Below are 16,278 nucleotides of genomic sequence, written 5' to 3' on the forward strand. Positions count from 1 at the left end.
AGACATCCTACAAAATCTTATCTACGTAACGCTCCCCTCGATAAAAGATGGTTATGGAAAAAACAAACAACAGGAAAATAACAATACAGGATGTGGCAGTAAAGGGAGCGATGGCATCCACGCCACCAAATACGTAATCTCTTGTTCTTCCAATTATCTGGTATAATGGGCTCGCTCTCAATAAGTCCCATACTTTCCCCTCTGCCTCGATCTGCCTGAATACACCAGATGCAAATAACAAATAAAAAGAAATGATCTGTACCAGGTTAGTAATGTCCTTATAAATAACAGCAAAGAGGCTAAGCATAAGCCCTACAACCCAGCCAAGGCTCATCATCATCGCAGACCAAAAAAGAATACTAACTCCTCTTATTCCGATTTCCACACCCATGCTTTGAACAATAATCCAGAATAGAATACTTCGAACTACAAAATTAGTAAGCGTCCCAAGAATCTCAGATAAACTCAGTAATATCTTGGACGTACCACTAGAAATGATGACACTCCGGTTGTTCGTAATAATACCAGTTGTAGTAACGAGTGCTTCCGAGAAACTGTAGTAGAGAGTCAGTCCATAGGTTAGAAAAACAGACCGCGGAATCCCTCCTTGTGGATCGCCGAATAAGCCAGCTAACTGCAAAAAGTTATAGAGAACAACCGGAACTATAGGTGTTACAATGACCCAGACCTTACCCAATGCAGTATCTTCATATTTATGAAGGTAATTCTTTGAATAAAGACTCAGAATCACGATCCTCCCATTTTTCCACTCAAAGAAAAATCGGCCGAACGAAGCCAGCGGCCCTACCCTTTTCTGCTTTTGCTTTCCGGCCGCCATTTCGTTTACTTTCATTAAAGAAAGACAGGTGGAGAGCTGGGGGCCAATCGAAAGCGGCCTGAGATAGGTTGGTCGCCAAACCGGATCCGCATATGCTTCAACTCAAGTTGAATAAGACGGAAATGGATTGAATTCTCTGCACAGACGAAGAAACGAAGAAATCCTGATAGGAACAAAGCGAGACACCCTAAATTGAAGAACGGGTGGCAAACAGCAGAGCTAATTGTCATCTTAGAAGGTAGCCGGTGAACAATCAGTCTCAGCGGCAGTGTTTTGACAGGTTTGGTTGATAGGTTAAAGGATGACGAAAGATGCGACGAGAATGGTAATCAACGCAAACTTTTTCCTACCGAGATTGGGCAATCAGATCCTTTGGTTCTTCAACCTGGATCCAAGGCTAAAACAACCCGGTAAAGGTAACTCGCGGAAAGACCTCTAACTCACCACCTACAGTCGCATTTAACAGCTGGACCCCGAGCTCATCACATTTTTCCTTAACCCTGCCGTAACCATAAAGCTGCCCTCCGACGTTTGGCGCTGTCCAGGGATCCCCCTTCTTAAAGTAATCCGGATGAAAATGATTGGGATCAGACTCCCCTTCCATTGTGAGAGCAAAGTTTTTTATAAGCTCCCCAGTGCCTGGATCACGTACCTCGCCAGCACCTTTGGCCAGCCCTTCGGGCATCATCCACTTGGCATCGGTACCAATCAAATAGATAGGATTAAAGCCCATAAATACAGCTAACTGAATACAGGTGATAGTAACCGTATTGGGGGTTCTCAGGAAATCAGGTGGGTTGGTGGCAAAGTAGCCATCTGGTCCCAGGGATGGGTCCTGCAATTGTTCCCTGGTCCATACAATATTCTCACGGTCTTCCCAGTCTCGCAATCCGGCATACTGTTCCGGCATAAAAAAGGTTGTATCAGTTAGCTCCAAGGTCTGAGCGTCAATTTCGGGAGAGATACTCGGAGTCACCCGATGGTCGACGGCGCAATAAAACTTAGGACGCCAATCGATACGGTCATAAAATAAATGACACCGGTTAACCCCCCAGACTACTTCATCCTTCAGTTTCTCCAACGGCGTCTGATTCAGACTGGGACCATTTCCCATTACAAAACAGCGCTGCCCTTTGTATCTATTTCTAAATCGTTTAAACTTCTTGAGATTCGGCCGTGACTGAGACAGTGAGCCTTCGCTCCCCCATAAGGACTTAATCGACTCAAAGAAACTCATCCCAAGGACTAAGCAGGTGGGTGTGCTGTCTGCACCAACATCTCAGCCAATGCAATTATTTCAGCTATACGCCATTGGGTTGCATTATCGATATCCGCTGACTCTAAAGTGGGGGTAGGAAAAAGAATGGGTGCTTCCCCTATCCGTGCATTCGTCGCTTTGAACGAATTCTTAGTGAATATGTATAGGTTCGAGTTTTCCTCATACCAAGGCTCCAACTCCTGAGTGGGGAGCAACACATTTGGATCATGATTCACTGCCGAACCATCATCGCGATAGAACCGAGTTTGGTACTCGTTGACGGTAAAAAGGCTATCTTTTCCATCCTCCGCCACACCTTTGTTATAGGCCTGGAGAGCTTCCTGAAGAGTAGGTCCACTTAGGAGAGGATTCGTGGTATGAGTCATGACGAACGTCTCAGCATCGATGGCTTCAAGATCGTCTTCAATGACAAGGTTCATACTCACATGATCACCACAAATCTCAGGCTTACGGTCTCGGATAAGAACTCGATCGGTGTCCACAAGACCATTCTCTTTTAGAATCTCGCGAGCATCCGTGTTGATTACAATTTTCTCAATTTCCTCAACAAAGAGAAGCGTATCCAGGATCCAGCGAAATAGCGGCTTACCAGCAAAGATCCGAAAGTTCTTTCCTTTGACGCGAGCACTATGGGCTTTCATGGGTAGCAAGGCCACCGTTTTGTAGGATTCAGACATAATATCAGATTTAGAACGTTGCGCTAAAGTGAAGATCGAATCTTAGACAAGGCATTCCGACAAGATTCCAGCACCATGGTAATATCCAAACTGTAGGCCATGAGTTGGTAGCCCTCTTGATTCTGTTCAATGAATAAATCCGCATCGGGTGGCACCACATGAATCCCAGGGGCAATGCCCTTTGCTTTGCATGCATTCAGCACCCGAGTCCTGGCCTCGATGTAGTCAGGATGGTCAAACTGAGCCGTCAATCCCATGGACGCAGAAAGGTCATAAGGCCCAACAAACACCGCATCAATTCCTTCCACTTCCAGAATGTCATCAATGCATTCGACCGCATCTATATGTTCAATTTGAACAGCCACAAAGATGTCATCATTGGCCGATGCCACGTTGGTCTCGAGATTCGCACCATATTGATTTGCTCGGCAAAACCCGACTCCTCGATTGCCCATGGGAGGATACTTGGTAGCCTGTATTAGCAATTCCGCATCGGCGCGGTTCATCACCAAGGGTGCGATAATCCCCTGAGCTCCAGCATCTAGGTATCGTTTAACCAGTGAGTAGTCTACTCCATGTAATCGGATGACATTAGCGCAGTTGGGATTTCCAGAGTGCATGGCCTGGAACATTTGCTGAACTTGCGGCAAATCCACAGCCGAATGTTCTGCATCAATGCACAGGAAATCAAATCCTGTCGTGGCCATGAGCTCGGCTATCGCCGGGCTACCCGAATTAATCCAACTGCCAATAAGCGTTTCTCCGGCTTTCAGCCGTTTTCTGATAGCTTCCATAAGGATAAGTAAGTCGAGCACTTACCCATGACCAAGCAGAAGAAGAAATCAAGCGATTAAGTTGACGAAGCAATAATACCGTCTAACAGCCTAAATAATCATCCCTGCTCCAACGGTTACATTGGTATTTGGATCGACTAAAATGAAGCTACCGGTGCTACGATTATTTTTGTAGCTATCGTGAAAAAGTGGAGCTGAAACACGGAGGCAGATGCGGCCAATCTCGTTGAGACTAATTTCGGGTTCACCTTCGATTTTGTGGAGGGTGTTGACGTTTACCTTGTAACGAGTTTCCCGAACGATGGCTTTAACTTCCTTGGTGGTGTGCTTGAGGAGGTAGCGGCCTCCAACTCTGAGCGATGAGCTTTCAGAGAACCAACAGATCATAGCTTCAATATCCTGCCCCACTTTCGGTTTGTTGTTGGGCTTCACGATCATGTCTCCACGACTGATATCAATCTCGTCGTAGAGAGTCATGGATACCGACTGTGGAGCAAAGGCTTCGTCAAGCTCACCATCCATGGTGTGGATAGCTTTGATGCGACTGGTAAATCCGGAAGGCAATACCGTGACTTCATCACCTGGCTTAAAAACGCCACTGGCAACTCGTCCCGCATAACCACGGAAATCATGGTGCTCTGACGATTGAGGCCGGATAACCCATTGCACGGGGAATCGAGCATCTACATGATTTTGGGCATCTCCTATATAAACTGTTTCCAGGGTTTCCAGAAGAGGTGCTCCTCCGTACCAAGGCATATTTTCGGAGCAATCGACTACATTGTCCCCCAATAATGCACTGATAGGAATGAACCGAACGTCCGCGACATCCAAGCGTGAGGCAAAGCTTCGGAAATCGGCTTCTACTTTGCGGAAGGCCGCTTCATCGTAGTCCACCAAGTCCATCTTGTTTACACAGACGACCAAGTGCTGAATCTTCAGTAAGGTGGCGATAAATGCGTGGCGGCAGGTTTGCTCCACTACCCCGTTACGAGCGTCTACCAATAGAATAGCCAAGTTGGCGGTAGACGCTCCAGTCACCATATTCCGGGTGTATTGAATATGCCCCGGAGTATCCGCGATGATAAATTTCCGTCGAGGAGTAGCATGGTAGCGGTAGGCTACATCAATGGTAATTCCCTGCTCTCGTTCGGCTTTCAGTCCGTCAGTCAGCAAAGCGAGGTTTACGTTTTCATCGCCTCGTTTTTTGGAGGAGGTTTCAACAGCATCCCATTGATCCTCAAAGATGGATTTACTATCATAAAGAAGGCGCCCAATCAGGGTGCTTTTTCCATCATCGACACTCCCCGCCGTAGTGAAGCGAAGCAGGTCCATTTCGTTTTCTTTTATTTCTGATTCCATCCTAAATGCAAATTTCGTTTTTCGGTTACTCGTTTAAGAGGTCAAACCTTGAATCCGTTGACTAGGCAAAGCTTCGTCAAGATTGCAAGGAATGACCCCGACCTTATAACTTAAAAGTACCCTTCCTTCTTCCGATCTTCCATCGCTGTTTCGGAACGTTTGTCATCCGCACGGGCTCCGCGTTCGGTCACACGAGCAGCGGCCACTTCTCGGACGATGTCCTCAACGGAGTTGGCCGGAGACTCAACAGCACCAGTATTGGTCATATCCCCTACGGTGCGGAAGCGAACCACGCGTTCTTCCGATGCTTCATCATCTGACAAGGTAACGAATTCTGACTCGGCCAGTAAAACTCCCTGCCTGCTAAAGACATTTCTTTTGTGAGAAAAGTAAATGGGCGGCAGCTCAATATTCTCCCAGAGGATGTATTGCCAGATATCCAATTCCGTCCAGTTGCTCAAAGGGAACACGCGGAAATTTTCGCCAAAATGCTTATTGCCATTAAATATATTCCAAAGCTCAGGGCGTTGGTTCTTTGGATCCCATTGTCCAAATTCATCCCGATGAGAAAAGAAACGTTCTTTAGCTCGCGCCTTTTCCTCATCTCGTCGAGCTCCACCCAAGCAGGCGTCGAAGTTGTGCTCCTCAATCGCATCCAGTAAGGTCGTGATCTGCAGACGATTTCTGCTGGCATTGATCCCCTTCTCTTCCGCAACCTTGCCCTGGTCGATCGAATCCTGGACGAGTCGTACGATCAATCGTTCACCCAAACGCTCCACCAGCTCATCGCGGAACTGAATCGTCTCCGGGAAATTGTGCCCCGTATCCACGTGCATAAGCGGGAAAGGCAATTTGGCAGGGTGAAAGGCCTTGAGCGCGAGGTGAAGCATCACGATCGAGTCTTTACCGCCCGAAAATAGTAAAACTGGATTCTCAAATTGAGCGGCTACTTCGCGCATGACGAAGATCGCTTCGGATTCCAGTTGTTTGATATGGCTTAATCGATAGTCCATTCGTTTTTTTGAAATTAAAATTTCAGGTGCTCTTTATGGAGCCTGAGAGCTGATCGTAAAGGCTGTTTGAGCATTCCAGGACAGTTTTTGCTTCGGTATTTACAATTATCGCAGAATCACCTTCCGGTGGTTCGAATGCAGAATCCTTACCGGTGAATTGTTTTAGCTCTCCCGCTTTTGCTTTGGCATACAAGCCCTTAACGTCGCGCTCCGCACAAGTCTCGAAGGAGGCTTCCACATAAATCTCCGTGAAATCGTCAGTACCAATAATAGAGCGGGCCTGCTCTCGCAGTTCTATTTTGGGAGTAATAAAGGAAACCAGGGTCACAATACCCGATTGAGCGAACAGCTTGGCCACCTCAGAAATCCTCCGAATGTTTTCGGATCGATCTTCGTCGGAGAACCCCAAATTGCTATTCAGTCCGGTGCGAACGTTATCTCCGTCCAAAATTTGCACAAAATACCCTTCAGCAAAGAGCCTTTTCTCCAATGCATAGGCCAAAGTGCTCTTCCCCGAACCCGATAATCCGTAGAACCAAAACACGTGCCCGCGCTGGTTTAAGCGGCCTTCCTTCACTTCTCGTGGAAGTAGTCCGGAGAAATCCGGATGTATTTCTTTAGTTTCTTGGGTCATAAACCTAAATTAAGGACGTTGAGTGCCTTTTCAAATTAATCCAGCCATAAATGAGACCGCCCAGCATAAAAATGGTGATCAAGAGATTGATAAACCAAAAACTGTAGGTCCGGCACAGAAAGGATTTACCAGAAACACATCTTTAATTTGATGACCAGACTCGATTTTTCCATTGTGCCAGCGGATTTCCTTCCCACCGTTTAGCTACCTGCATGAATATCCTGTTTGTCCACCACGGCGCCATAACTGCCAATAGCATGAACCACATCGGTCCCTTTGCCGACGAATTAGACAAACAGGGGCACCAAACGATTGTGGCCGTTCCAGAACTGGACCCTACCCTGAAGTTTTTTCCCTATCCTCGGATCAAACTTCAATCCTTCGAAGAACTGCTAAAAAGCCCCTGTTGTTTCGAAGGGTCACCGCCGGATATCGTTCATGCCTGGACGCCCAGAGAAATTGTCAGGCAATTCTGTGAACAATTGTGGCAACGTATCGAATCGCGTTGGATTATCCATCTCGAGGACGACGAGTCCGCGGTCCGAGAAGCAACTGAGATGAGCCGCGAGGACGTACTTCACCGCACCGACCCACTCCACGGTCCCTGGTTCATGGAGTTTGCAGATGGCTACACCCTTATTCTAGATCGCCTGGCACGCGATCTACCTCCTGAAAAACTGTTTCAGACGCTATACCCAGGCTTCGACCTTCAGGCCTTCCGCCGTAATCCTGAACCAGCACTTTCGCGCGAAACTTTTTCAATCCCGGACAACTTTAAAATCATTTCCTACCCTGGTGCAGCCTCAGGTGCCAATAGCGAGGACCTGCTAGATCTTTTCACGGCAATTCATCTGCTCAACGAACATGGTACGCCCTGTGTTTTATTAAAGACAGGGTTTCCAGACATTCGCGTCCGCAAACAACTACCTGAGGGAGCTGAGAACTGGATTCGGGATGTAGGCTATCTCCCGCGTGAACAAATGTGGCGTCTGATTGAACTCGCAGATGTCGTGGTTCAGCCCGGCAGGCAAAATGATTACAACGAATACCGGCTCCCTTCAAAATTGCCTGATTTCCTTTGTATCGGAAAACCCCTCGTCACGAGTACCACAAACCTTGGCCGCAAATTGAAGGACGGCGAGGAAGCCCTCCTCCTGGAAGAATCCACCGCCGAAGAGATTGCAGCTCGTTGCCAGGAATTGTTTTCCAATCCAGACCTAGCTCAGAACCTCGCCAAAGGAGGTAAGGAGAAAGGGCGCGATTGGTTCAACCTCAGTAAGAACACGGAATCTTTGGTGGAGTATTATCAACGGATTTTGGAAACCCCTCAAAATCCACTCTCGGAACCTCCAGGGAATCAGATTGATAAGGCACTCGAACTCTTGGAAAGCGAATTATCGACCATCCAAAAGCCGAGTGAAGAGGTACTACAGATACGAGGCTACCTCCAAGAGGTATGCCTGAACCGCGATACCAAGCAACTGAAGCTCTCAAAGCCTCCGCCCATTACCATAGAGCTGCAGGTATATTACCCTCACGACCCCGACAAATTGGAGTTTTCATCTATTCGGCGATCGCATGGTCTGAAAACGGAGCAACATTGCATGATCCCTTTCAGCCCCAAAGAAAGCATGGATTGGCTGAGAATCGACCCGGGCCAATATCCTGGAACTTATCTGATTAAATCCTGGGCTTTGTTGGACGAACATCAGAAGCCCCTCTTGGTTTGGACACCCCAATCGGCTTATAAGATTCTCTGCCAAGCCAATGGTGCCACCCTTGGACCCATTTCCGATGAAGGACAAGAAATCTGGAGTCTCACCCACGACCCTCAGCTTTTGTTTGCTCCGTTACCTAAGATTGAAACGGCAAAAATCCGCTGGCTTCGTCTGGAGTTTTCAGCCAAGGAAGTGGAATCCCCCCTCACCACCCAGCTCAAATTGCGGCGCAAATCAATCGACCAACAAGGCGAAGAAGAAGCCAAGAGAAACGCTCGCATGGACATACTTCTAAACAAGCTAGAAAGAAGGCACTCACTAGTGCTTAGGTTTATAGATAGAATTCGAAACAGATAAAGGGTTGATCATTCCCAACGAAGAACTCTCAATACGATCTTTTCTTCCCAAACTTTTCAACCGCCTTCATAAGCACAGGATTTAAAATAGGTGGAAATAGCAAGGAATGAAAATGAGTTTAGACTTTAATATTCTCACTAACAGTTAAGTTCAACGATGCACTTCCGAAGGCTAAAACCGACATGCACGCATAGCTGCGTTGCAGCCAGCAAAGAACTTGGTCACGTAGCTATCTACGCTCCCTCGCTTATTTCAAAACTGCGCCTTGCTCTTCATCACAGGTCGATTTTTTGAAACACTTGGGTATACTTAGATGCCGCTGCTGAAATCGTTTCTTCGAGTGTTTAGTGAGTACGTGCCGATCATCACGTACCGACACGACATCTCCGAAACAAAAGATGGAGTTCGATTCTCAATCGATGGTCCACGGTGGCTAAGCCCTAAACAACGCGAATTCCTACTCCGTGGCTGGTGTTTCAACGAAAGAAAGCCCATTGAATCCATAAGGATCACCACCCGAAAAGGAACTCAGCTTGCACGCTTTGGCATCGAGCGACATGATCTATTGGAGGCGTTTAACACGCGCAATGAAAACGTGCTCTATTCTGGATTTGAAGTTCCTTTGAAGGTTCCACGAGGTTCTACAAAGTTTCAGTTAGAGTACAAGTATGCCAATGGCGAATGGCTACCGTTGGTGACCGAGCATTTGGTCCGCCCGAGGCTAAAGACTTTCGACCCGGAAAACTCGATCAAAGCCAAACACCCCTACTCTCAATGGGTAAAAGAGTACGATACACTCAGTAAAGAGGATCACCAAAAAATCAGATCCCATATTCAATCCTGGGAATCCCAGCCGCTCATCTCAGTCGTAGTTCCAACTTACAATACATCTGTCAAACTGTTGGATGAGATGATTCAGAGTATCCGCGGACAGCTCTACGAAAATTGGGAACTCTGTATCGCCGACGACAATTCCACCAACAAGAAGACCCGCAAGCGCCTGGAGTATTGGCAGGAGAAAGACGAACGGATCCACGTTTCCTTCAGAACGGAAAATGGTCATATTTCAGAGTGCACAAACACAGCCATTGAGACAACACAGGGCGACTACATCGCACTGGTAGACCACGATGACGAGCTACCGGCTCACGCACTATATTATGTGGTGAATGAAATAAGGGAGCATCCTTCAGCTCAGATTATTTTTTCCGACGAAGACAAAATCACTCCCGATGGCTATCGAACCGATCCTTACTTCAAACCCGATTTTGGATATGACCTTCTTTGCTCACACAATTTTGTATCTCATCTAGGCGTCTACCGGAAATCATTGCTCGAAAAGATCAATGGCTTTCGCAAAGATTTTGTAGGATCCCAAGACTGGGATCTGGTCCTCCGCTGCCTGGATCATATTTCGGCCGACGAGATCAGGCACATCCCTCGAATTCTTTACCATTGGCGACTCTCGAATGAGTCCACTAGCGCTAGTGTGGGCAATAAGGACTACGCAGTCACAGCAGGACGAAAAGCCTTGCAGGAATATTTGGATAAACATGAGCCAAGCGGACAAGTCGAAGATGGTCCAACCGTGGGATCCTTTCGTATTCGTTATAGTACTCCAGAGGATCCACTCGCATCGATTATCATTCTTACGAAAAACAACGCGGAGCTACTTCGACGCTGTGTAGATTCGATACTGAAAAAAACGGGGTACTCCAATTTTGAACTCATTATTGTAGACAACGGGAGCGACGAAACGGAAGCCATCGAATATCTAAAAGACCTAAGTAACCAAAAAGGCATCCAAGTATTGAATCATCCAATACCCTTTAACTTTTCGGAGTTAAACAATCGTGCCGCCGAATCGGCCAAGGGAGAAGTGTTAATCTTCCTAAACAATGACATGGAGATCATTGAAGAAGACTGGCTGAGAGAACTGGTTAGCCATGCACTTCGCGAAAAAGTCGGGCCGGTTGGCACAAAGCTTCTGTATCCCGATGATTACATACAACATGCAGGCATGATCATGGGAATTGCCGGATTGGCGGGGCATGCATTCAAATTTCTTCATAGACAAAATCCGGGGCACATTGGTCGGGCAGGCATTATTCAAAACTACTCCGCTGTAACGGCAGCATGCCTGGCCATAAAACGATCTGTGTTTAACGAGCTTGGAGGTTTCGATGCAGTAAGCTTTGCAACTGCCTATAATGATGCTGATCTTTGCCTCAGAGCATGGGAGCTTGGATATCGTACCGTATACACTCCCCACGCCCTACTCTATCATCACGAATCTGCATCCAGAGGGTTGGAAAACAATTCCGAGAAGAAGGCCCGTTGGAATAAAGAAGCGGACACCATGAAAGACAAATGGAGCTCCGTTATTGAACGGGATCCTTACTACAACCCTGCTCTTTCGTTAGTCAGTGAAGATTTCAGTTTGGCAAAACCTCCACGGTACGAAAAGCCATGGGAGAAACAGGATGAAGGGGGTAGAGACTTATGATGGCCAAACTAGCAGAGCTCTATTATAAGCTCCCTTGGACAGCCAAGATAGCCGGGGAAATTGTAGAAGCCAGCAAGTGGCTTCAAGTGGAACGACTCACCATAACAGTCGCCATCCGAATCCCACAAAACGGTAGACCGATCATCCGGATTAACAAAACCGAGCTGGCTCATAATCCGCTGCCTGATGAAGAAGAGATCTATGAATGCAGCCCGAAAGAGGAAACTCACTTTCTGGAAACCACTTTCGAATCCATAGATAAGGCAGCCACATTTACGGTGCTGTTTTCTCCCCCCGACAAAAATTATGAAATCCCGGTATTCCAAATCCCGGTAGGAGAGATTCAGGCGACCAACCTGAAACTTCCCATCATTCATTCCATTGATGGTATCTTAGAAGCCGAGAACACGGACACACACATTCTCTACGGCTGGTGCTTTGCACTCGATCCAATGGTGGTCAAGAAAGTGCAAGCGCGCCTCGATCACATCCCACTCAATGTCGAATTTCCTCTGCCGAGGAAAGATGTCGCCGCATCTTTTGAATATGAGAAGGACGCCGCCAAATGTGGCTTCGAATTTGAGGTACCTAATGATAAGCCCGATGGAATCCTCACACTCGAATGCCAACTCAACAACGATGCCTTGATTGAGTTGAGCCAGACCACATTATCCACCTATGAAGTAAAAACCGCTCGCGTGGAGGCTGTGGAGAAAAACGAAACTCCCATACGAACCGCCCGGCCTGTTTACAATGTAGACACGATTTTCATAGAGCAGCAAAAGAAGATAAAGACGAAGGTCCTTGGCTGGATATTCCTTGAAGACGGCCCTCCCATTTCGGACGTCCAAATCCTATATAGAGATAAGGAGCTCCTGTGCCGCTACGGTCTGATGAGAGGAGACGTGCAAGGTGAGTTCCCAGGACATAAGAATGCAAGTAATTGCGGCTTCGAAGTTAAAACAGAAGATATCCCAGGGAATCCCAATCTGGTATTTCAATTCAAACCCGAAGGCGGTTCCTGGATTGAATTTGACCAACGGAAACCCTCACAAATCTCGAAGACCTACTATACGGACAGGAAAATCTCTTCTAGCAAAAGTGGCGTTCAAGGAAATGTAGAAAACGCACAGATTGGCAGACGATACGGCCACCAATTCATGTTTGTAGGTTGGTGCTTCAGTATCAGTGGTGAACCGGTTGAAGAAGTCCGAATACGTACAGGTAAACAGACCTTTATTGGAAAGGCTGGTTTAAAACGAAAGGACGTTTATGAGGAGAACCGAGAAAGCTACCCCAACAGCCTGAATTCTGGTTTCGAGATCCCGCTCGACGATATCCCAAAAATAGCGAAGTTAAAATTCGAATACAAAAGCCCAAAAGGAAAGTGGAAGCTTTTCGCTCTCGAAGAATTCTCACGATTTCCTGTCTCACATTTCGCTTCGCAATCAGAAGAAAAGCGCGACTACAAGAAGTGGCTTAAAAAATACGATGGTCAATTATCCATACCCAAAGACAAAGCCACTGCACTTTTAGATTCTCTAGAAAACAAGCCACTCATATCGGTCATAATGCCGGTCTATAATACTCCGGGGAATTACTTAAAACGAGCCATCGATTCAGTCATCGACCAATACTACCCGCATTGGGAACTTTGCATTGCTGACGATGCATCTCCTGACGATTCCGTTTGGGAACTCCTGGAATCATTTGCCCAGAAAGATGAGCGGATAAAAATCGTTCGGAGAGAACAAAACGGACACATTTGCGCAGCTTCGAATTCAGCGCTTGAATTGTCTACCGGCGAGTGGTGTGCCTTTCTCGACCACGACGATGCCTACCCAAAAGACGCACTGCAGCGTGCGGTGCAGTTTATAAATAAATATCCGGATGCAGGTTTATTTTACTCCGACGAAGACAAACTGGATGAGGATGATAACCGACATGATCCATACTTTAAACCGGAGTGGAATCCGGAATTATTGGAAGGGCAGAACTACCTCTGCCACCTGACAGTTACGAAACGCAATCTGGTGGAGAAAGTCGGGAAGTTCCAACCGGGACTGGAGGGCAGCCAAGATTGGGATCTGTTTCTTAAAATCACAGAGCTTCTTGAAACTCACCAAGTCGTCCACATCCCATATCTCCTCTACCATTGGCGAGCGATTGCGGGTTCCACTGCACTGGCATTGGAAGAAAAGGGCTACATTCGTGAATCATCTCACAAGACTCTGGAGGGACATTGCGAACGAGCCCGACCGGGAGTCGAGATCATGCCGATCGCTCATGGACATTGGCGCCTGAAATACAACGTCCCCCAACCTGCACCGTTAGTTTCTATTATCATCCCGACCAAAGACCAAGCCCCTATCCTCAGGGCCTGTATAGACAGTATTTCCAATAGTACCATTTACCCCAATTACGAAATTATCGTCGTTGATAACCAGTCTGAAGAAGCCGAGACTCAGGAACTCTTCGAAGAGCTAAAGGAACGAAACATCCAAGTTCTCGACTACCCGAAACCATTTAACTTTTCTGCGATAAACAATTTTGCAGCGGAGCATGCCAATGGCGAATTCCTGGCCTTCGTGAATAACGACGTAACCATCATTAACGGAGAGTGGCTTGAAGAAATGATCAGCCACGCCTGTAAGGACCACGTCGGGGCCGTGGGTGCAAAACTTTACTTCCCTGAAGATTGCATCCAACATGCGGGCGTCATCCTGGGTATTAACGGTGTGGCCGGACATTGCTTTAAATATGCCGTGAGAGGTGAGCCGGGCCAACGCAATCGGCTTAACTTGGTGCAACAGTTTTCGGCTGTCACGGCTGCATGTCTGGTAGTAAGGAAAACCATATTTGAAGAAGTCGAAGGCTTCGAAGAGGACAACCTGGGAGTTGCATTTAACGACATTGATCTCTGCCTTCGTATTAAGGAAGCGGGTTATGCAAACATTTGGACACCCCATGCACAACTCTACCACCATGAGTCAGTCTCACGCGGAGATGACAATGATCAGTCTCGCAAAGTGAGGGTCGATTCTGAAATCGAATATATGCGCAAGCGCTGGGGAGACCTGCTTCAATCCGACCCCACCTACAACCCGAACTTGACTCTAGAGTTTGAAGATTTCTCTTTGGCTTGGCCTCCTCGATTACCTAAAGAATGAAGACTATCCTGAATGCCATTAAGAAGTTTAATTGGATAGACATCAGTCTTTCCTTCCTGGCGCTTCTAGCGATGTTTCCGAATCCCTACCATACCGTGGCTGAATTGGATGCAACTTGGCAGGCGGTTTTGGAGTTTGGACTCTTTAACAACTGGCAATTCGGGAAAGACATTATCTTCACAGGAGGCCCTCTTAGTTTTTTGTATGGTCCTACATCCATAGGATATATACCAAAACTTCAGGTGCTTCTGGAAGCGAGTCTTCTCTTTGCAACTATCTTTGTTGTTCAACTAGCCGTCAGGAAAGAGCACATCGTCATCCGCATACTCACCTTTGCAGTCCTCGCATGTGGTGCTGCTACTTCAAGGGATGGTGTCTACCTGATATCTGCAACGGCCATTGCTTTTCTCGCCCTCCAAAACTCGATATCAAAACCAAAGTTATTAGCCTGTGTTTCGTTGGCAGCTTGTTTGGGTCTGATGAAATTTACCATCGGAATGCTCGGGTTCACCTCACTCCTCGTAGTCGTCGGCCTCAAACTCTGGGACAGAAAAACAAGTGAGGCTCTCCAAATTCTTGGCACATATCTGGGCACGGTAATCATCCTATGGATGGTTATCGGACAATCGATTTTGAATTTACCGGCTTACATCTACCATTCATGGAATCTATCCCAGGGGTATGCCTGGGGCATGCATCTCCACGAACCAGGAGGAATCTTCAAATTCCTGATGCTAATCCTCCTGAGTTCAAGCATCCCCATTTTTATTTGGACGTTGATTCGCAAAGACCGCAAAGCCTGGGCTATTCTACTAGTGGCCGCGCTTGGTATGTTTGTATCCTGGAAGACAGGCATTACAAGATACGGCACCCATGTCTTCTACTTCATTCAGGTGGCGATATTAATACCTGTCCTTGTTTTGACCTTTGTTGAGAACAAACGAAATGGCTATTTATGGATCGCTTGTTGCTCGGCCTTGTTCTTTTGGTCAAATTTCTGGCTCCTTCCAACCAATTCGAACACATTGATACAACGGGCAAAAGCACAGGGAACGTTCGGACTGAAGTTCATTATCTCAGCAGGGAACGAGGTAAAGAAGTTTTCAGAGTTGGTCCCTTACGTGAAGATGAGTCATACGTTGCACCAGATCAAAGAACGCATTGGCGAGGAGACAGTGGACGTCTTATATTATCACCATGGAATCTTACTATTGAATGAGTTAAACTATGTTCCCCGACCGACCATTCAAAACTATGCCGCCTACAACGAACATTTGACCCAATGGAATTTGCAGCATTTGAGAGACACCCCTCCTCAGTTCATATTATGTAAGGATGGCGAAATTGATGCTCGATACCCAACGACCGCAGACAACCTTTTCCTAAGGGAGGTTTTCGAAAACTACTCACCTGTACTAAAAGAGGAGGATTGGTTGCTACTAGAAAGAAACAACGAGCCAACCCCTTTCACCGATATAACTATTATCGATGATAAGAAGATTATTATGGGAGAGGAAGTCGATCTCTCTGATCACACAAACAAAGCACTGTGGTTAAAGATTGGGTACAATCCCAGCCTCCTACACAAAGCCGCCTCATTTCTCTACAAACCAGAAATCCTGATCATCAAAATAACCACTCCCTCGAACGAGACAAAGCACTATCGCTTAATCGGACAAAACCTGAAACATGGATTCTTACTTAATCCTACCTTGAATTCAATAGAGTCCATGGAATCATTCCTTAAGACTGGTCAATTGGATGAGAAGGTCAGCCAGTTCAGCATTCATTCAGACGCCGGCATGAACCCATTCCCGACAAAAGAGATTAGTATCGAGCTATTGGAATTATCCACTCATCAATAGGCTAAAAAGAAACAAGAACTAAAATCGGCATCCACTCCCCTCTTCATTTTCTTCCATCGGATTCC

General features: G+C 46.8%; 11 protein-coding genes. 4 read left to right on the top strand and 7 right to left on the bottom strand.

Annotated features, from left to right (window positions below; genetic code table 11):
- Nucleotides 1–7 precede the first annotated feature (7 nt).
- The 7 genes from GA003_13295 to cysC form a co-directional block, all read right to left on the bottom strand.
- The gene (locus GA003_13295) at nucleotides 8–853 is read right to left on the bottom strand and encodes an ABC transporter permease (GenBank protein QXD27002.1); all 846 of its coding nucleotides are present in this window, start codon (nucleotides 851–853) and stop codon (nucleotides 8–10) included.
- 382 nt (nucleotides 854–1,235) lie between these two features.
- Nucleotides 1,236–2,075 (bottom strand): DUF115 domain-containing protein, encoded by an 840-nt coding sequence (locus GA003_13300; GenBank protein ID QXD27003.1) that lies wholly within the window; start codon nucleotides 2,073–2,075, stop codon nucleotides 1,236–1,238.
- 8 nt (nucleotides 2,076–2,083) lie between these two features.
- The gene (locus GA003_13305) at nucleotides 2,084–2,758 is read right to left on the bottom strand and encodes an acylneuraminate cytidylyltransferase family protein (protein QXD30431.1); all 675 of its coding nucleotides are present in this window, start codon (nucleotides 2,756–2,758) and stop codon (nucleotides 2,084–2,086) included.
- A gap of 59 nt (nucleotides 2,759–2,817) precedes the next feature.
- Nucleotides 2,818–3,588 carry a 2,4-dihydroxyhept-2-ene-1,7-dioic acid aldolase gene (locus GA003_13310; protein ID QXD27004.1) on the bottom strand — a complete coding sequence of 257 codons (771 nt, stop codon included), beginning with the start codon at nucleotides 3,586–3,588 and terminating at the stop codon, nucleotides 2,818–2,820.
- Nucleotides 3,589–3,678: 90 nt separating this feature from the next.
- A complete protein-coding gene (cysN, locus tag GA003_13315; GenBank protein ID QXD30432.1) occupies nucleotides 3,679–4,923 on the bottom strand; it encodes a sulfate adenylyltransferase subunit CysN in 1,245 nt (414 codons plus the stop codon).
- Nucleotides 4,924–5,060: 137 nt separating this feature from the next.
- Nucleotides 5,061–5,963: a sulfate adenylyltransferase subunit CysD gene (cysD, locus tag GA003_13320; GenBank protein ID QXD27005.1), complete on the bottom strand. Its 903-nt coding sequence runs from the start codon at nucleotides 5,961–5,963 to the stop codon at nucleotides 5,061–5,063.
- A 22-nt stretch (nucleotides 5,964–5,985) separates the two neighbouring features.
- On the bottom strand, nucleotides 5,986–6,597 hold the full coding sequence (gene cysC / locus GA003_13325) for an adenylyl-sulfate kinase (GenBank protein ID QXD27006.1): 612 nt from the start codon (nucleotides 6,595–6,597) through the stop codon (nucleotides 5,986–5,988).
- Between the two features lie 212 nt (nucleotides 6,598–6,809).
- On the opposite strand from cysC, the gene GA003_13330 reads away from it, so the two are divergent.
- The 4 genes from GA003_13330 (at nucleotide 6,810) to GA003_13345 (ending at nucleotide 16,213) form a co-directional block, all read left to right on the top strand.
- On the top strand, nucleotides 6,810–8,672 hold the full coding sequence (locus GA003_13330; GenBank protein QXD27007.1) for a glycosyltransferase family 4 protein: 1,863 nt from the start codon (nucleotides 6,810–6,812) through the stop codon (nucleotides 8,670–8,672).
- 313 nt (nucleotides 8,673–8,985) lie between these two features.
- The gene (locus GA003_13335; GenBank protein QXD27008.1) at nucleotides 8,986–11,178 is read left to right on the top strand and encodes a glycosyltransferase family 2 protein; all 2,193 of its coding nucleotides are present in this window, start codon (nucleotides 8,986–8,988) and stop codon (nucleotides 11,176–11,178) included.
- A complete protein-coding gene (locus GA003_13340) occupies nucleotides 11,175–14,348 on the top strand; it encodes a glycosyltransferase family 2 protein (protein QXD27009.1) in 3,174 nt (1,057 codons plus the stop codon). The genes GA003_13335 and GA003_13340 overlap by 4 nt, the downstream gene beginning before the upstream one ends.
- The gene (locus GA003_13345) at nucleotides 14,345–16,213 is read left to right on the top strand and encodes a hypothetical protein (protein QXD27010.1); all 1,869 of its coding nucleotides are present in this window, start codon (nucleotides 14,345–14,347) and stop codon (nucleotides 16,211–16,213) included. Before GA003_13340 ends, GA003_13345 begins: the two co-directional genes overlap by 4 nt.
- Nucleotides 16,214–16,278 lie beyond the last annotated feature (65 nt).

This window comes from Opitutia bacterium ISCC 52 (assembly GCA_014529675.2).
GTDB lineage: Bacteria > Verrucomicrobiota > Verrucomicrobiia > Opitutales > UBA2995 > UBA2995.